We start from the raw sequence: 17,026 nt of genomic DNA on the forward strand, positions 1-17,026 counted from the left end.
CGCCGGCCTCACGGCACCTCGCCCGCCCGCCGCCGCTCCTGCCGCAGCATCTCGTCGAGGTCGCCGAGCCGGTCCAGGCCCCGCACCGCGCGCCGCATGCGGGCGTTGCCGGACAGCAGCCGCCGGTGCCGGTGCAGGAAGGCCCAGTACCCGGCGGCGAAGGGGCAGGCGCGCGGACCGGTGCGCTCGGTGGGCCGGTAGGCGCAGCCGTCGCACAGGTCGCTCATCCGGTGGATGTAGGCGCCGCCCGACGTGTACGGCTTGGTGGTCATCCTGCCGCCGTCCGCGTACTGGGACATGCCCACCACGTTCGGCACCATCACCCAGTCGTAGCCGTCGACGAAGCACCGGTGGAACCAGTCGGTCACCGCGGCCGGGTCCCAGCCGCGCTGGAGGGCGTGGCTGCCGAGCACCATCAGCCGGGGGATGTGATGGGTCCACCCGGTGTCGCGCACCTGGGCGAGCACGGTGGACAGACAGCGCGCGGTCACCGCGTCGGCGTCCAACTCGGTGAAGTGGTCGGGCAGTTCCTCCGTGTGCCCGAGCGTGTTGCGGCGCCGGTAGTCCTCGCCGAAGTGCCAGTACAGCTGCCAGACGTACTCCCGCCAGCCCGCGACCTGCCGGACGAAGCCCTCCGCGCTGTTCACCGGCACGGCTCCCGCCCGCCAGGCCCGCTCGGCGCTCTCCACGCACTCCGCCGGGTGCAGCAGCCCCAGATTCAGTGAGGACGACAGCAGGCTGTGGCTCATCACCGGATCACCGGTGAGCATCGCGTCCTCGTACGCCCCGAAGGACGTCAGCCGGTGTGCCACGAAACGCCGCAGGGCCGCCAGCGCCTCCCGGCGGGTGGCGGGGAAGCGGCGGGGCCCGTCCCGGCCGACGAAGCGCACGCCGTCCTCGCGTTCCCACCGGTCGAGATCGTCGCGCACCTCAGCGTCGACGTCGTCCTCGCGCGGCCGGTACGGGCCCGGTACGCCGAGTTGCCGGGCGCCGCCCGGCGGGGGCTCACGATTGTCGTGGTCGTGGTTGAAGCGGCCGCCCGCTGGCTGGTCGCCCTCCATCAGCAGATCGTGCTCCTGACGCACCCAGCGGTAGAAGTCCTCCTGGCGCAGCCGCCGTTCGCCGCGCCCCTCGGCCCAGCCGGCGAACTCCTCGTGCGCCACCAGGAACCCCCGGGCGGGCAGCACCCGCACTCCGCCCAGGGACCGCACCAGCCGCAGCGCCGCGTACGAGGTCGGATGGCACACCGTGACCGGCGCGTCGCCCACCGCGCGGCGCAGGCCCTCCCGGTAGGTCTCGGCCCGGACGTACGTCACCCGCCCGCCCAGTTCCGCCGCGCGGTGCCGCATCGCGGAGAGCACCAGGTGGGCCTTGGCGCGGTGGAAGCGGCGCCGCCGGAAGACCGACCTGGCCTCGATCATCACCACCGGAGCCCCGCGACCGGGTCCGTCCCCGCCGTCCGGGGTGAGGAAGTGCGGGCCGAGCTGGTCGCCGAAGGTCCAGTGCGGGATGGTCATGGCAGGCTGCCTTCCGTGCGGCACCGGGGGCCGGCACCTGCGGGCGTCGGGTGTGGCGCCGGGGCGGGCCGGCGAACGGGTGTCCCGCCGGACTCAGGCACGCCCCCGGGCCCGCTTGAGGCGGTCCAGGCCCTCCGCCAGGGACACCACCGGTTCCGGATAGCCGGTCCCGGAGAGCTCCCGCGCCGGAAGCTTCCACGGCTCGTGCACGACGGCTCCCTCGATGTCCGCCAGTTCGGGCACCCACCGTCGCACATAGGCTCCGTCCGGGTCGTGACGCTTGGCCTGGATGACGGGGTTGAGCACCCGGTTGGGCCGGGTGTCGGTGCCCGTGCCGGCCATCCACTGCCAGTTCAGCTGGTTGTTCGCCACGTCGCCGTCGACGAGCAGGCCGAGGAAGTACCGGGCGCCCACCCGCCAGTCGAGATACAGCGTCTTGGTGAGGAAGCTCGCCGTCAGCAGCCGGCCCCGGTTGTGCATCCAGCCCTCCTGGCGCAGCTGCCGCATCGCCGCGTCCACCACCGGGTAGCCGGTACGGCCCTCCCGCCACGCCTCGGCGTCCGCCTCCGCGTCCTTCCCGTCGCGCCACTGGTCGCGGTGCGTGCGGTAGTCGCGTGCGGCGGCGTCGGGGCGCGCGGCGAGTACCTGGCGGTTGAAGTCGCGCCACGCGACCTGCCGTACGAACGCCTCCGCGCCCACGCCGCCGGCCTCCCGGGCCCGGCGTACCACTTCGACCGGCGACAGCGTGCCGAAATGCAGGTGGGGGGAGAGCCGGGAGGTGGCGTCGCCCGCCAGATCGTCGTGCCGTGTCTCGTACGTCTGGACACCGGAGCGCAGCCACGCGGTGAACCTGCGCCGCCCTTCCGTCTCGCCGCCCGCGCACAGCTTCGGCGACACCCCGCTCACCTCGCCGCGCTCCGGCAGCGGGGCGGATGCCACCTCGTCCGGCACGGTGATCACGCGCGGTGTGTCCAGCACGTCCCGCAGCGACTGCCCGGACCAGCGCCGGTAATACGGCGTGAAGACCGCGAAGTGGTCGGAGGAGACCGGTGCCACCGCGCCCGGCGCCACGGCGGTGCTCACCGTGTCGTGCACGTACAGGCGGCGTCCGTCGGCCTCCAGGGCCCGGCGCAGCCGCCGCTCGCGCACGCACGCGAACGCGCTCGTGTCGCCCGTCATGTGCACCTCGTCGGCGTCCGTCTCGGCGGCGACCCGGCACACCTCCGTGACCGTGTCGCCCTCGCGCAGCACGAGCCGGCCGCCCCGCTTCCGCAGTCCGGTGTCCAGGTCCCGCAGGCAGTCGGCGAGGAAGGCGAGCCGGTTCGGCGCGGCGAAACCCGCTCGGTCCACGGCCGGGTCGCGCACGAACAGCGGGACCACCCGGCCTCCCCCGTGCAGGGCCGCGCGCAGCGGCGGGTGGTCCGACAGGCGCAGGTCGCAGGTGAACACGACGATCGAGGTCTGCATGGGTCTCGCTTCCACTTCCGGTGAGGCGGCTCTCGAACCCCTTCGCCCCGAGGGCCGGCGGCGGATGCGGCGGGCCGCCGTCGGTCCCCCGTTCCGGTGAAGCGCATCCGGGTCGGTTCCCGGCGGGGAAGCAACGGGGGAGGAGCAGGCAGCGATCAACCGGGTGCCCGGCGTCCGCCGCCGGGCGGCGGGGGAGCGGGCCCGGCCCGGCGCGCGGGGCACCGCTCGGCGGCAGGCCCTCGAGGAACGAGGAGAAGAGATGGCCGTGGTGGGTGGGTCCGGGGTCGCGGACGTCGTCGTGGTGGGTGCCGGGGTCGCCGGGCTGGCGTGCGCCCGCGACCTGGCCGCCGCCGGGCTCGGCGTCACCGTGCTGGAGGCGGACGACGCGGTGGGCGGGCGGATGCGGACGGACCGTCTGGACGGCTTCACCGTGGACCGGGGTTTCCAGGTCGTCAACCCCGCCTACCCGCAGCTGCGCCGCCGGCTGCCCGCGCGGTTCCTCGACCCGCGTCCCTTCCTGCCCGGCGTCCTGGTGCACACCGGCGACCGGCGCGTGCTGCTGGCCGACCCGCGCCGCCGCCCCGACACGGTGGCGTCGCTGCTGTCCGGGCGGCTCGCCCGGCCGCGCGACCTGATGGCGCTGGCCGCGCTCGGCGCCCGGGACGCGCTCGCCCCGGCCCGGACCGTCAAGCACGCGCCCGAGCGCACCACCCGGGCCGCACTGGCCGGCGCGGGCTTCTCCGACTCGTTCGTGGAGGACTTCTTCCGGCCCTTCCTCTCCGGGGTCTTCCTGGAGGACTCGCTGGAGACGTCCAGCCGGGTCTTCCACCTCGTCTGGCGCAGCATGCTGCGCGGCGACCTGTGCCTGCCGGCCTTCGGTGTGCGGTCCGTCCCCCGAGCCCTGGCCGCGGCCCTCCCCGAGGGCACCGTACGGCTCGGCACCCCCGTGTCGGGGTTCTCCGACAGGGGGGTGCTCACGGCGGGCGGCGGGGAACTGCCGGCGCGCGCCGTCGTGGTGGCGACCGGTGCCGGTGCCGCCGCTCGGATGCTGCCCGGCCTGGACGTGCCCGCCCACCGCACGGTCACCACGTACTACCACGTCGCCCCGCGTTCCCCGCTCGGCCGGCCCGTCCTGCTGGTCGACACCCGCCGCCGCGTGCTGAACACCTGCGTCCTCAGCGATGTCGCGCCCGAGTACGCGCCGCGCGGCAGCGCCCTCGTCGCCACCTCGGTGCTGGGCGGCGACACCGAGCCCGCCCGGTCGGCCGCGGCCGCCGCCCTGCCCGAGATGTACGGCACCGACACCGCCACCTGGGACCTGCTGGCCACGCGCACCGTCGAGGACGCGCTGCCCGCCATGCCGCCACCCTGGCCGCTGACCCGGACCTGCCGCACCGGCCCGGGGCGTTACGTCTGCGGGGATCACCGGGGAACGGGCTCCGTCCAGGGCGCCCTCGCCTCCGGAGCACGGGCGGCCCGGGAGGTGCTGGCGGACCTCGGCACGAGGTGAGCGCGCCGGGGCTCGGCCGGACGCCACCTCGCCCACCATCTTGTGCGGGACGGGAATTGCCGATAACCCTGACGCTGCGCCACGCTCCCGTCCCCCCGACCCCGTACCGGCCCCCGCCTGATCTCCCGTCATCTCCGCCACGGGACGAGGGAGTTCACCCGCCCCCGCTCCCGGCGACGCGTCCTACCCCGCTTCCGGCATCCTGCCCGCGGCTGCCGGTCCCCTCGCGCACGGAACCAGCCACCGTGCCCCGAGCCAGACAGGAACCGACCGTGCCCCGTGAGTCCGCCGCCGAGCCCGCCGAGCCGACCGCCTCCGCCGTACGCCCCGAGTCCGCGCTGCCGCCCGGCCGCCCGGCCGACCGACTGCTGGCCGAGCTGCGGGACTTGCGCGCGGCGGACGCACCGACCCGGGGCGGCCGGACGTTCGCCTACGTCTACGACGCCGGCCTGCCCGGCGTGGACGAGCTGACCGGGGCCGCCTACGACGTGTTCGCCACCGTCAACGCCCTCGATCCGACGGTCTTCCCGAGCGTGGCCCGGCTGGAGAACGACGTGGTGGGCGCGGTGTCGGCGATCCTGGGAGTGCCCGGCGCACAGGGCAGCTTCACCAGCGGCGGCACCGAGTCGATCCTGCTGGCCGTCAAGACGGCACGGGATCACGCCCGCACCGTGCGCGGGGTGACCCGGCCGCAGCTGGTGCTGCCGTCGACGGCACACGCGGCTTTCCACAAGGCTGCCCACTACCTGGGGCTGGAGACGGTGGTGGTCCCGGTCGACCCGCTGACCTTCCGGGCCGACGCGCCCGCCGTCGCGAACGCGGTCACCGAGCGGACCGCCCTGGTGGTCGCGTCGGCCCCGTCGTACGCGCACGGGGTGCTGGACCCGGTGGCCGAGATCGCGGCGGCCGCCGCGGCGCGGGGCGTGCTCTGCCATGTCGACGCCTGCGTCGGCGGCTGGTTCCTGCCGTTCCTCGCCCGCGCGGGCCTTCCCGTCGAACCGTTCGGCCTCTCGGTCCCGGGCGTCACGTCGATCTCGGTGGACCTGCACAAGTACGGATACGCCCACAAGGGCGCCTCGGTCGTCCTGTACCGGGACGCCGAGCTGCGCCGCCACCAGTACTTCGCGTACGCGGACTGGCCCGGATATCCGGTGGTCAACCCCACCGCGCAGGGCACCAAGTCCGGCGGACTGCTGGCGCAGGCGTGGGCGGTGCTGCACCACCTCGGCCACGACGGGTACACCGCCCTGGCCCGCCGCGTGGCGCTGGCCGCCGACCAACTGCTCCCCGCCCTGCGGGCGATGGACGGCGTCCGGGTGCTCGGCGACCCGGCGGGCAGCCTGATCGCGTTCACCGTGTGCGGCCCCGCCGGCACGCCCGATCTGGGACTGGTGCTGCGCACGGCGGACGAGATGCGGGAGCGCGGCTGGTACCTCCAGCCGCAGCTCTCCTGTGACGGCCTCCCGCCGAACCTGCACCTGACCCTGACCCCGGCGACCAGTGACCGGGTCGAACCGCTGCTGGCGGACCTGGCCGAGTCCCTGGTGGCGGCACGCGTGTGCGAGCCCTTGACCGTGGACCCGGCCGCGGCCGGGGCGGCCGCCGCGCTCGACCCCGACACCCTCACGCCGAAGGACGTGGCGAGCCTCCTGGCCTTCGCCGGGCTGGACCGCGAACAGGGCCTGCCCGCGCGGATGGCCCCGGTACTGGCCCTGCTGGACGCGCTGCCGTCCCGGCTGAAGGAACGGATGCTGACGGAGTTCGTGGGTTCGCTCTTCCGCGTCTGATCCGCCCGGGGCCACGTGTACGGGACGGCCCGCCCCGACGGAGGCGCGAGGGGGCCGTCCCGCCCGGCCGTGCGGGAGAGCGGCCGGTTCCGGCCGTCCCGGTCGCCTCAGGTCGCGGCGGGACCCTCGCGTCGCAGCTCCCTCTCGGCGAAGGCCCGGAAGGTCCCAGGGGGCCGGCCGGTCAGGCGCTGGACGGTGTCGGTGACGCGGTCCTCCGCTCCTTCGGCGATGGCGCGGTCCATGCCGGCCAGTATCGAGGCGAACTCCACCGGCAGGTGCGCCGTGAGCCGGTCGCGCAGCTGCTCGTAGGACAGCCGGCGATGGGCCACGGGCCGGCCGGTGACCTCGGTGACGGTGGCGGCGATGTCGTCGTAGCCGAGCGCCTCGGGTCCCGTGAGGACGAGGTCGGTGTCGGGAGCCCGCGTGTCGGTCAGCGCGCGCACCGCGACGGCCGCGATGTCCTCGGCGTCGACGAAGCCGACCCGGCCGGCCTCCGCGGCGGTCCGGATGACGCCCTCGTCGCGGATGCTGAGGCCGTGCGTGTGCGTGCCCGTGAAGTTCTGCATGAACCACGAGGGCCGCAGTACCGCCCACTGTTCGAACAGATCGGGCAGGGCCCGGTGCACCAGTCCCACCGCGGGGCCGCCCTCGGGTATCGCCGAGGAGCTCAGCAGCACGGCTCGGCGCACTCCCGTGGTGCGGGCCCGCCGGAGGAACGGCAGCATGACCGCCGCGGGGTCGGGTTCTCCCGGAGGCGGTACGAGGTAGACCCGGTCGGCTCCGTCGAGGGCGGCGGTGTGGGTGGCGGGGTCGTACCAGTCGAAGGCGACCGGCTCGGCGCCGGCGACCGGGGCGGCCCGGCGGCCGGCGGCCCTGACGTGGTGGCCCGCGGCCGCCAGCCGTGCGGCGGTGCGGCTGCCGGTGGTGCCGGTGGCACCGATGACCAGAGTGGTGCCGGCGCCGGTCATCGGCCGCTCCCGGTGAAGTCGGTGCCGGCCTGCTGGACGGCGAGGGGGTTCCAGTAGTCGCGGTAGGAGGTGAACCGCCCGTCCCGGACGGTCACGACGGCGATGTACGTCATGTCGAAGGGAGCGCCGGTCTCCACCACCCGGCCGACGCCGCGCATCTCGACCACGATCGTCCGGGGGTCGGTGGTCTGATGGATCCGCAGGTCGGGGAAGTCGTGCAGATCGATGTGGTCGGGATAGTGGCGCATGTAGGCGGCGACGGCCTCCCTGCCCTCCAGACGCCGGGGCAGGCCGTCGGGGGCGAAGGGGAACTCCATGAGGCCGTCCTCGGCCCACAGGGCGACCCATGCGGGAATGTCCTTGTCGAGCAGTAGTCGCAGGCTGTGGCGGTACAGATCCGCCGGGGACGTCGGTGCGGACATGGGTGTCCTCCAGCTCGTAGAATCCGGACTGTGGGTCCGTTTTGACGATACGGACCACGGGTCCGCTTTGCAAATGAAGGAGCACCATGACGGAGCGCAAGTCCCGCAAGGACGCCGCCCGTAACCGGGAGGCCGTCCTCGCGGCCGCTGACGCCCTCTTCACCCGCGGCGGCAGCCCCGAGGACGTCACCATGGCCGACGTCGCGGCGGCGGCCGGCGTCGGCAAGGGCACGATCTTCCGGGCCTTCGGTGATCGCGCCGGGCTGCTCCGCGCCCTCTACGAGGTGCGGCTCGAACCGGTCAGGGAGGCCGTCGAGACCGGCCCGCCGCCCCTGGGGCCCGCGGCCTCGCCGCGGGATCGCGTACCCGCCCTGCTCGACGCCGTCCTGTGTTTCAAACTCGACAACCGGCGCCTCGCGCTGGCCCTGGAGGAAGGCGGGGGCGGCAGCCCGTACCGGGCGGAGCATTACGAGCGGTGGCACGGCCTGCTGCGCGCCGTACTGGAGCAGATCCCCGGTCTGGCCGACAGCGGCTTCGCCGCCCACGCCCTGCTCGCCGCCACCCGGGCCGACCTCGTCGAGCACCTGGCGGGAGAGGAACGCGTGCCGCGGGAGCGGCTGCGGGCACAGCTGGCGGACTTCGTCGCCGGGTTCCTGGCCTCCGCCCCGCCGCGAGGGGCGGCCGCGGCGGAGTGACCGGGGATCGGGCGGGTCCGTGTACGGGGCGTGGCCCGAGCGGGCGGCGCGCCCGAGGCCGACGGGGGCGCACGCACGCCGGCAGGAACGAACGGGGGAGGGGAAAGGGACCTTGGGGGATTCGCGACGGGGTCACGGCCGTCGCCGGGTGCACTGCGCCCGCATCGGGCCGCGGAGCGCCGAGCGTTGGCGGCACGCGGCCCTGTCGGGCACGTCCGGCCCCGGTGCCCGTGGCGCGAGCCCGCGGGTTACCGGGGGCCGGCTGCGCCCCGGAGTCGGCCCCGATGACTCGGGGCCGGCGGCTCGACGGCGTCGTCCTGGACCGGACTTGGTCAGCGGGCACGCTCCGGCGAGCGGTCCGGGCTCGCGTCGCCGCCGTGCCACCGGGCGCGGACCGCCCACGCCGCCGCGCCGAGGGCGAAGCCGTAGGCGGAGACCAGGCCATGGCCGTTGTCCTGGGCGAGCCACATCGCCAGACCCAGTACGGGAACGCCGATCGCCAGGGCGAGTTCCTTGGGGAGGCGGGTACGGGTGAGGAGGGCCAGGGCGAGGGTGGCGCCGAGGAAGTAGGTGGCGCCGGAGCTGCCGGCGAAGTTCCGCGGGTCGGTACCGGGGCCGTCGCCGAGGCCGAGCAGGGTGTCGATCCGGCCGGGCAGCACGATGCCGGCGAGGAAGAGACCGACGGTCAGCGGGCCGCCCCAGTACCACTGGGCGAGCGCGGCGACGACGGCGAGGGTGACGAGGTTCCACAGGGCGCCGAGGAGGCCGCCGTTCTGCATGAACACCGAGGTGAACTCGCGCCACCAGCCGGACCTGGCGGGGTCGGCGTCCAGCGCGTCCATGGCGCCGGACCAGACCAGTTGGAGCAGCACGCCGCCGACGGCGATCGCGGTCAGGGCGACCGCCGCCCACGGGATCGGCCGCCCGCGCAGGGTGTCCCGGCCGGCCACTCCGAGACCGCAGTTGACCATCATGACCATCAGTGCGGCCGTGGTCACGTTGAAGACGATCGCCCCCATGTCGGCGGCTCCCCCGGTTCCAGCGATTCAAACGCCGTTCGAAAATCTGACGACGTGAAACTAGCACATTTTTCGAACGGTGTTGGAACACGTTGTACGATGAAACCCATGAAGCTCACCAAGGAGCGCATCGTCGACGCGGGCATGGCCGTCTTCGCCGAGGCCGGCTACCAGAACCTGTCCATGCGTCAGGTCGCCGACCGCCTCGACGCCCACGCCGGCAGCCTCTACTACCACGTACGCGGCAAGGAGGAACTGCTCGCCCTGATGGCCGACCGGGTCTGCCACCGCGCCTACGACGCGGGTACCGACGCGCTGGCCGCGCTCCCGCCCGCCGCCACCTGGCAGGACCGGGTCGAAGCCCAGGTCACCGCCCTGCGTGCGGAGATCAAGCGGCATCCCGGGGGCGCCCAACTCCTCGCCGAGAGCCCCGGCGTGCTCAGCACCGGCGCGTTCTCCCTGATGGAGCGCCTGCTGCGTACCCTGCTCGACGGCGGGCTGCCCGCCGCCCACTGCGGCATCGCCGCCGACAGCCTGCTCAGCCACGTCACCGGGTTCGTACTCCAGGAACAGAACGGGCCGGCCGCCCCGCCGGCCGTCACCGCCGGCCGATACGCCGAACTGCGCGAGCGATTTCCCCTCGTCATGGGCGACTTGATCCCCCGGCTGAGCCAGGACGAGAAGTTCACCCGGAGCATCCGCCTGCTCTGCACCGGCTTCACGGCGCTCGACCAGGGGTGACCGGCTCGCCGACGTTCGTCCCCGGCCGGCGGCCCGCCGCCCGGGACGGTGGCGCCGCCGTGGGTGCGGCAGGCGGGTCCGGGAGCCTCGCACCCGCGGGCACTCCTGAGGACAGATCCGGCCGGGCGCAGGAAGATGGAAACGGCGGGACGGGCCGGGTGTACCGCCGTCGCCACTTCGGGCGGCCGTCTCCGCACAGCCGTGAAGGCGATGGCGCGGTCGCTCACCGGATTGACCGCGGGCCGGAACAGCCGCTTCCGTCAGGCCCCTCCACCGGCTCGCCATCCGGAGGCAACCATGGGCGCAGTTCTCGGTGACGTACTGGGTCTCGCGGCGGCCGTCGCGGTCAGCCCGCTCCCGATCATCGCCGTCATCCTCATCCTCGCCACGCCCCGCGGGCGTCTCAACGGTGTGCTCTTCACCCTCGGCTGGATCCTGGGGCTGGCGGTGCTGGGCGCGGTGATGCTGGCGATCGCCTCCCCGGCCGAGGCCTCCGCCCACCAGCATCCGGCCACCTGGGTGGGAGCGCTCAAGCTCGCCCTGGGCCTGTTCCTCGTCCTCTTCGGCGCCCGGCAGTGGCACCGGCGCCCGAAGGACCCTTCGCAGGCCCGGCTGCCGAAGTGGATGAGCGCGCTCGACGGCCTCGCGCCCGTCAAGATCTTCGGGCTGGGGGTGGCCCTGGCCGCGCTCAACGCCAAGAACGCACCGCTGACCATCGCCGCCGGGGCGTCGATCGGGTCGGCCGGACTGCCGGTCGGGCAGCAGATCGCCTCCTTGGCCGTCTTCGTCCTGATCGCCACCCTCGGTCTGCTGGCCCCGGTGGGAGTCTTCCTGGTCGGGGGCGAGCGTGCCAGGGCCACGCTCGGCAACTGGAAGGAGTGGGCGGCCCGGAACAACGTCGCCGTGATGGCGGTCCTCTTCCTCGTCCTCGGGCTGAAGGTGCTCGGGGACGGCATCTCCGTCCTCACCTCCTGACCGGCCTTCTCACCGAGCCGGCGGGAGACGGCGCGTCCCTCCGCCGGGATACGGGACGGCCGGGACCGCCGGACCGGAACGCCGAGTCGGGGCCGCGAAGGGGCGCCGTACACCCGGCGTTCCACGAGTCGATGTCTCCGCGCGGCGCCGGCGTCCGCCGCCGGTGACCACATCAGGCCGACTATGCGGGACAGCCTCCGCGTGCACCGCGACCGCCCCTAGAGTCGGGCCAGTCGACGGGAAGGAAACGAGATGTCCCTTGACCTGACCGAGCTGACGTGTTTTGGCCGTGCGCTGGAGGAGGCGCGTTCGCTGCTGGAGGCCGACCGCAAGCGTCTGGAGCAGCGGTGCGAACGGACGTCGTACGCGGACGGCACGGCAGGCAGTCCCACGCAGACGCTCTACGGCGTCACGCTCCTGTCCGGGGCCATGTCCCAGGCGCTGACCCGGGTCGCCCTGGCCGCCGGCTACTCCACCCTCGGCATGGACCAGCGGGCCGAGCACGAACTAGTGACGGCACGGATGTACCCGGTCGGCTTCCCGTCCGGTGCGGATCGCATGGCACGTCCGCTCGGCGAGGCCACCGTGCAGGCGATGGAAATGGTCCGGGACCTCGGTTTCTTCGACGGAGAGATCTCCATCGCGATCGACGTGGCCCTCGCCGCCCCGCAGGCGACGTATCCCCCGGCCGACTGGGACGAGTACGAGCGGCAGCGACGCACCTGGACCGAATGAGCGGCCACCGGCCGGGCCGCGAGGCGCCCGCCGGGCATGCCGACCGCGGTCGGCCGAGGCCGGTCCTCACGACGACGTCCGGGTGGCACCGAGTGCCTCGGGCGGCGCGGAGCGGGGAGCGCGGCCGGGGCGGGTGTCTTCCTCCGTTTGCGGCGTGCCGCCCAGCGGGGTTCAGTGATTACGGACCCTCGTGAAAACGCCCCCCGGATCGCGGACCCGCGCCGCCCGGGAGCCGCCGTGCGATCCCGTCCGGGCGAGGCTCGGCCCCGGGGTACTCGATCCGGGAGGATCCCATGTCGCACCATCACCACAAGTCCAATGAGCAGGTCGAAGGAGACCCGGACACCGGTCACGGCCGCGGTATGCCGCGCCGGCCCGACGAGGCACGACTCGCCGAGCGCACCCGTAAGGACCAGCGGGATGTGAAGGAGGAGCGGGCCGAGACCGAGCGCGAGGAGGGCTGACGGTCGTCGTTCGTCCGCGCTCGTGCCTGCCCGCCGACGCCGCATAACGGCACCGGCGTGCCCGACGGGACGTCGTTCGCGCTTCCCTTCCCGTCCGAAGCGCCATTCCACCCATACGGGAGGTTCTCATGTCCTCGAAGAGACGCCGGAAGAAGAAGGCGCGCCGCAACCATCCGGCCAACCACGGCAGACGCCCCCAGTCCTGAGGGGGCGGTCCTGAGGGCCTGTCCGCACACGGAAGGCCGCGGGCGGTCCCTCCCGGCCGGCCCGGCCGGGAACGGGTCGGGATCCGCCTAGGGCCGCGACAGGCGACGTCCGCCCCGTCGCGACGCCCTGCACCCACTCTCGCCGCACCGGCCGAAAGCCCGAGTACGTCCGGTACGAGGGCTTCCGTCCGGCACGCCGAGAGCACGCACCGGACGCCGCTCCTTGACGGGCGGACGTCGCCTGCCGCGGCACTAGACCGCGCGCGGACCGTCCGCCGACAGCAGGTACAACTCCCGCGAGGTGCTGATCAGTTCCTGTTCCTCCTGCCGGGAGCCGACCATCGGCCGCGATCCGTTGAGCGGCATCTGGGCGGTCTCCGGGAGGAACCGCACCGTGATCAGACCGATGGCTCCGGCGAGCATCAGGTAGTAGGCCGGCGCCAGATCGTCGCCGGTGACGCTGACCAACGCCTCGGTGACCAGCGGGGTCGTACCGCCGAACGCGGACACGGCGACGTTGAAGCCGATGCCCATGGCGGCGTAGCGCACCGCCGTCGGGAACAGGGCGGGCAGAGTCGCGGCGCTGGGCGCGGCGAAGCACGCCAGCAGGGTGGCCAGGGTCAGCATCCCCGACAGCGGCAACCAGGTGCCCCCGCTCGTGAGCATCAGGAACGACGGGACCGCGAGGACGATCATGGCGGCCGCGCTCACCCCGTAGACGGGACGCCGGCCGACACGGTCGCTGAGCCGGCCGACGAACGTGATCAGCAGCACGATCCACAGCATGCCGACGAGGACCAGCAGGTCGGCGAAGGCGGCGGAGCGGTGCAGGTCCTCGGTCAGGTAGGTGGGCATGAACCCGGTCACCATGTAGTTGGTGACGTTGTACAGCAGCACGATGCCCATGCACAGCAGCAGCTCACGCCAGTGTCTGCCGATGATGTCCTTGAACTCGCCGCCCACCGAGGCCTGGGCGATGCTCTTCTCGTGCTCGTCCAGCTGCTGCCGGAAGGCCGGGGACTCCTCCAGCCTGAGCCGCATGTACAGGCCGATGGCGCCGAGCGGACCGGCGACCAGGAACGGCACGCGCCAGCCCCAGGAGAGCATCGCGGCGTCGCTCAGGGCCAGGTTCAGCACGGTGACCAGGGCGGAGCCGAGCGCGTAGCCGACGAAGGTACCGAAGTCGAGCCAGCTGGACAGGAAGCCGCGGCGGCGGTCCGGTGCGTACTCGGAGACGAACGTGGAGGCTCCGCCGTACTCGCCGCCGGTCGAGAAGCCCTGCACCATGCGGGCGATCAGGAGTAGCACCGGAGCCGCGACGCCGATCGTCGTGAAGCCGGGGATCAGACCGATGGAGAAGGTGCCGGCCGCCATCATGATCATGGTGGTGGCCAGTACCTTCTGCCGGCCGACCCGGTCCCCGAGCGGCCCGAAGACGAGCCCGCCGAGCGGCCGCACCACGAAGGCGGCGGCGAACGTCGCGAACGACGAGATCAGCTGGGCGGTCGGTGAGGCCGACGGGAAGAACACCTTGCCGACGACGGCGGCCAGATAGCTGTAGATGCCGAAGTCGAACCACTCCATGCAGTTGCCCAGGGCGGAGGCACCGACCGCGCGCCGCAGCAGGGGGCCTTCGACGACCTGGATGTCGTCCTCTCGGAAGGCCCCCTCGTTGCGGCGCAGCCGGCGGGTGAGTTCCTCCCGCACCTGTCGCGGCATCTCCACGACGGACTCCGGCAGCCTGGTGTTCCCGGGCGGGCCGGGGGACCCGTCGGACGTCGCATCGCTCACGTGGCAGCCAGCCCTTCGCCGTCGGCAGGATCACCCACCGCATCCTGTGCCGCCCCGCGACAGCGCGCGCGCCGGGGCGTCCGACCGGGCGTACGGTCCGACCCCGGCCACGGCGATCGGCACGCCACCGCGCTCCGGCTCTTGGCGGCGGAGGCCGAGCCGGCATGTGGAGCGCGGCTTCCCCGGCGCGGACGGGTCACGCGGGCACCGCGTTCGGTGGCGTGCGCGAGCGCGCGGGCGTTTCGGTCAGCCCTGTTTGGGCGCCGTGATGGGCATCAGGCGCAAGGTGAAGGAGTGGCCGGCCGGGTCGGTGTATCCGCGTTCCTCGTACGGCCCCGCCGGGTCCCTCGTCTCGATCGGTCGGCCTCCGAGGCCCACCACGCGGCGTTCGGCCGCGTCCAAGTCCTCGACCAGGAACACCAGATGGGACTGGAGGGAGTTCTCCGGGCGGGGCCAGCTGGGCGAGACGGCGTTCACGTCACGGCGGAAGGCCAGCCGTATGCCGTCGGCGCCACGGACCTCCACGAGGTTGGCCGAGGCGTCCGTCTGCTCGGCCTCCAGGAACTCCTTGTAGAACACGGCCAGTTTCTCGGGCTCGGCGCAGTCGAGGACCACGACGCCCGCCTTCACCACTGTCATGCTTCCTCCCGGGGGATGACCTGTTCTGCGGATATCCCCAGCCGCCCGATTCAGTCGGCGGACTGCCGCGCGGGCCCCGGCACCGACCACGCGGTCCCGCCTCCGCCACCGAGGATCCACCCGCCGCCGTCCGGAACAGGGCCGTGTCCGCCGCTGCCTCCGTCCGGTGCTCGGAGAACTTCGCGCAGGTCACATGGCCGGCCGACGTCAGGCACGTTCGGCAGGCCGGAAACGGTTCGAGCGAACCCGGGGCAGCACTTCCGGCTGCCGGCGTCCCCGGGGCCCGCCGGCAGCCGTGCCGCGTCGGCTCGGTGTGCGATACCGGGACCGGCGTGCCGTCTTCAGGTGACATCCCGCCGCGCGGAGCGGCACGTCATCCGGCCTCCGACCCCGTCCGCCGAGCCAGGCGGAACAGGACCCGGGCGTACACGAGGGTCGCCGCCGTGATGATCGTCGGGACGACCGCCAGCGCGAGTATGCCCGCCAGCTCGCGGCCGCCTTCGGCGGGTCCGGGGAACCCCCGGTCCTCGTCCAGCATGAACCGGTAACCGAACCACGCCCACAGCGCCAGCGACAGCACCATCCACCCGAGCGACCACTTCTCGATCCGGTGCCCGTCCTGACGGAGCCGCTCTGCGTCCGCAGTCATCTTTCCCCCTGCCTCACTGGTGATCAGCGGCCAGTGGATCACACCAGGTACGTGCCGACGAGCGCCGGTCCCTCACATGTCCGCAGCGCTGTCACCCTGCTCGCCGTCTCCCTGGCGCCCTCACCACCGCCACCGCCGGGGAAGACCGTCGCCACGTCGGCCGGATGCCATGACCGCCCGCCTTCCGCGCGTCGTGTCGCCGACGGCCCGGAGGCCGGGCCGCGGTCCCCGTGGCCTCGCATCGTCGTCAGCGGCGGTCGGGCCGCGCTCCGCCGGGCCGCCAGTCCGCAACCGGACCGTCACCGTGCTCGGCGGCACCGACGGTTCGACGTACTCCACGGTGGCCGGTTCCCGGGGCCACCGCTTCGACCCGGCCATGGGCAACACCGCCACGGTCTCCCCGCCGAGCGGTACGGATCTGCGTCACCTGCGGCCGTCGGTCGGCGCCGACACGGGCCGTCCTGCCGGGCAGTTCGGCGAGGTGGAGGCGTACCCCACGTCCTGACACCCCGACCCGGACGGGGCGGCACGGCGGAGCCGTCCCGGCGTGCCGGTGCCCGTACGGGGAGAACCCGGGCACCGGCGCCCCGGCGGGCACCGCTGTACCCGGCCGGCCCGCGTGTGACGGCCGTCGGCACCCGTGACCCCCTGTCCCCGCCCCCGCCCGGTCGTGCCAGGGGGAGCGCGAGTGGTGAGCGGATTCACCAAATGCGCCCCCGACGCGCCAGGTTGGCTGAAATCACGTACCCCGGCCGGAATCTTTGCTTCCCCCATCCGGAGACTGTCATGTGGTGCGGCAGGGGCGCGCGGGGTGTGACGGCGTGTCGGACGGTGCCGAAAGCGGCCCCTGTCGTATCGCCCATGCCGTCCGGGGCGGTGTCCGACAGGCGTCCGCCGCCGCGTCATCACCCCTGGTCAGGGCCGGGTTCGGCCGTCGGGCCGGAGTGCGGGCCGCGGCGCCGGGCCGGGGGTGCGCCGTGTCGCGCGGCGTCCCGGCCGGGACGCCGCGCGGATTTTTTCTCACGGACTCGGTTTGCGTGTGCGTCGCCGGGGCACCCGCGCGGGCGACGATCCGGCCGCGATCACGTCCGCGCGCACGGCCCGTCGGAGATTGCTCCACGGTGACGCAAAAACACCGCCGGAGTACTCTCCGTTCAACTTCAGGGGGTTGCTTACGTGTGACTCACCGTGAAGACTGTGGCCGAGATCCATCGAAACGAAGGTGTGACGGGGTGCGCATCATGCCATTCGTGGGGCGGCATGCTCTGCGATTGCGTATCGTCACATCGCGTTCCGAGCAGTCGGGGCCGTAGGTCCCGTTGTCCGTATACGAACCGGGAGGGTCCCGCGCCGTCGCCGCGCGGGAGGTTTCGCCAAGGGGGATGGACTATGTCGGGTTGGTGCGCCGTACGACCGGGCTCCCCGCGGGGCCGTGGCCGGC

At 73.6% G+C, this 17,026-nt stretch carries 16 protein-coding genes and 1 pseudogene; 9 read left to right on the top strand and 8 right to left on the bottom strand.

Annotated elements, in window-relative coordinates:
• Positions 1 to 8: 8 nt before the first annotated feature.
• Positions 9 to 1,517: a cryptochrome/photolyase family protein gene (locus VT52_RS07020; protein WP_046420186.1), complete on the bottom strand. Its 1,509-nt coding sequence runs from the start codon at positions 1,515 to 1,517 to the stop codon at positions 9 to 11.
• 93 nt (positions 1,518 to 1,610) lie between these two features.
• Complete coding sequence (locus tag VT52_RS07025; protein WP_046420184.1) at positions 1,611 to 2,984, bottom strand: cryptochrome/photolyase family protein; 1,374 nt, start codon at positions 2,982 to 2,984, stop codon at positions 1,611 to 1,613.
• 259 nt (positions 2,985 to 3,243) lie between these two features.
• On the opposite strand from VT52_RS07025, the gene VT52_RS07030 reads away from it, so the two are divergent.
• The gene (locus VT52_RS07030) at positions 3,244 to 4,494 is read left to right on the top strand and encodes an NAD(P)/FAD-dependent oxidoreductase (protein ID WP_046420181.1); all 1,251 of its coding nucleotides are present in this window, start codon (positions 3,244 to 3,246) and stop codon (positions 4,492 to 4,494) included.
• A 338-nt stretch (positions 4,495 to 4,832) separates the two neighbouring features.
• Positions 4,833 to 6,281: a pyridoxal phosphate-dependent decarboxylase family protein gene (locus VT52_RS07035; RefSeq protein ID WP_240509676.1), complete on the top strand. Its 1,449-nt coding sequence runs from the start codon at positions 4,833 to 4,835 to the stop codon at positions 6,279 to 6,281.
• 107 nt (positions 6,282 to 6,388) lie between these two features.
• Here VT52_RS07035 and VT52_RS07040 read toward each other — a convergent pair whose 3' ends face one another.
• Positions 6,389 to 7,249 (bottom strand): NAD(P)H-binding protein, encoded by an 861-nt coding sequence (locus tag VT52_RS07040; protein ID WP_046420179.1) that lies wholly within the window; start codon positions 7,247 to 7,249, stop codon positions 6,389 to 6,391.
• Positions 7,246 to 7,671 (bottom strand): nuclear transport factor 2 family protein, encoded by a 426-nt coding sequence (locus VT52_RS07045; protein ID WP_046420178.1) that lies wholly within the window; start codon positions 7,669 to 7,671, stop codon positions 7,246 to 7,248. The genes VT52_RS07040 and VT52_RS07045 overlap by 4 nt, the downstream gene beginning before the upstream one ends.
• Before the next feature lie 86 nt (positions 7,672 to 7,757).
• Between VT52_RS07045 and VT52_RS07050 the strand changes: the two genes are divergently transcribed.
• A complete protein-coding gene (locus tag VT52_RS07050) occupies positions 7,758 to 8,366 on the top strand; it encodes a TetR/AcrR family transcriptional regulator (protein ID WP_046420177.1) in 609 nt (202 codons plus the stop codon).
• A 332-nt stretch (positions 8,367 to 8,698) separates the two neighbouring features.
• Here VT52_RS07050 and VT52_RS07055 read toward each other — a convergent pair whose 3' ends face one another.
• Positions 8,699 to 9,385: a hypothetical protein gene (locus VT52_RS07055; protein WP_053055481.1), complete on the bottom strand. Its 687-nt coding sequence runs from the start codon at positions 9,383 to 9,385 to the stop codon at positions 8,699 to 8,701.
• A gap of 108 nt (positions 9,386 to 9,493) precedes the next feature.
• Here VT52_RS07055 and VT52_RS07060 point away from each other — a divergent pair, with 108 nt between their 5' ends.
• The 5 genes from VT52_RS07060 (at position 9,494) to VT52_RS39870 (ending at position 12,506) form a co-directional block, all read left to right on the top strand.
• Positions 9,494 to 10,126 (top strand): TetR/AcrR family transcriptional regulator, encoded by a 633-nt coding sequence (locus VT52_RS07060; protein ID WP_046420175.1) that lies wholly within the window; start codon positions 9,494 to 9,496, stop codon positions 10,124 to 10,126.
• Between the two features lie 297 nt (positions 10,127 to 10,423).
• Complete coding sequence (locus VT52_RS07065; RefSeq protein ID WP_046420173.1) at positions 10,424 to 11,101, top strand: GAP family protein; 678 nt, start codon at positions 10,424 to 10,426, stop codon at positions 11,099 to 11,101.
• A 252-nt stretch (positions 11,102 to 11,353) separates the two neighbouring features.
• On the top strand, positions 11,354 to 11,836 hold the full coding sequence (locus tag VT52_RS07070) for a hypothetical protein (RefSeq protein WP_046420171.1): 483 nt from the start codon (positions 11,354 to 11,356) through the stop codon (positions 11,834 to 11,836).
• Positions 11,837 to 12,129: 293 nt separating this feature from the next.
• On the top strand, positions 12,130 to 12,300 hold the full coding sequence (locus VT52_RS37840) for a hypothetical protein (RefSeq protein ID WP_167377660.1): 171 nt from the start codon (positions 12,130 to 12,132) through the stop codon (positions 12,298 to 12,300).
• Between the two features lie 128 nt (positions 12,301 to 12,428).
• Positions 12,429 to 12,506: a hypothetical protein gene (locus tag VT52_RS39870; protein ID WP_464863028.1), complete on the top strand. Its 78-nt coding sequence runs from the start codon at positions 12,429 to 12,431 to the stop codon at positions 12,504 to 12,506.
• 252 nt (positions 12,507 to 12,758) lie between these two features.
• Here VT52_RS39870 and VT52_RS07075 read toward each other — a convergent pair whose 3' ends face one another.
• From VT52_RS07075 to VT52_RS07085, 3 genes are all read right to left on the bottom strand, one after another.
• Positions 12,759 to 14,297, bottom strand: a complete 1,539-nt coding sequence (locus VT52_RS07075) for an MFS transporter (RefSeq protein ID WP_046427883.1) — start codon at positions 14,295 to 14,297, stop codon at positions 12,759 to 12,761.
• Positions 14,298 to 14,543: 246 nt separating this feature from the next.
• Positions 14,544 to 14,936, bottom strand: a complete 393-nt coding sequence (locus VT52_RS07080; RefSeq protein ID WP_046427885.1) for a VOC family protein — start codon at positions 14,934 to 14,936, stop codon at positions 14,544 to 14,546.
• Between the two features lie 373 nt (positions 14,937 to 15,309).
• Complete coding sequence (locus VT52_RS07085; protein ID WP_143070845.1) at positions 15,310 to 15,585, bottom strand: hypothetical protein; 276 nt, start codon at positions 15,583 to 15,585, stop codon at positions 15,310 to 15,312.
• A 286-nt stretch (positions 15,586 to 15,871) separates the two neighbouring features.
• Here VT52_RS07085 and VT52_RS07090 point away from each other — a divergent pair.
• Positions 15,872 to 16,090: pseudogene (locus VT52_RS07090) on the top strand (discoidin domain-containing protein); the annotation flags it as partial.
• Positions 16,091 to 17,026: the final 936 nt, after the last annotated feature.

Origin of the sequence: Streptomyces malaysiense (assembly GCF_000980885.2) — a bacterium.
GTDB classification, from domain to species: domain Bacteria; phylum Actinomycetota; class Actinomycetes; order Streptomycetales; family Streptomycetaceae; genus Streptomyces; species Streptomyces malaysiense.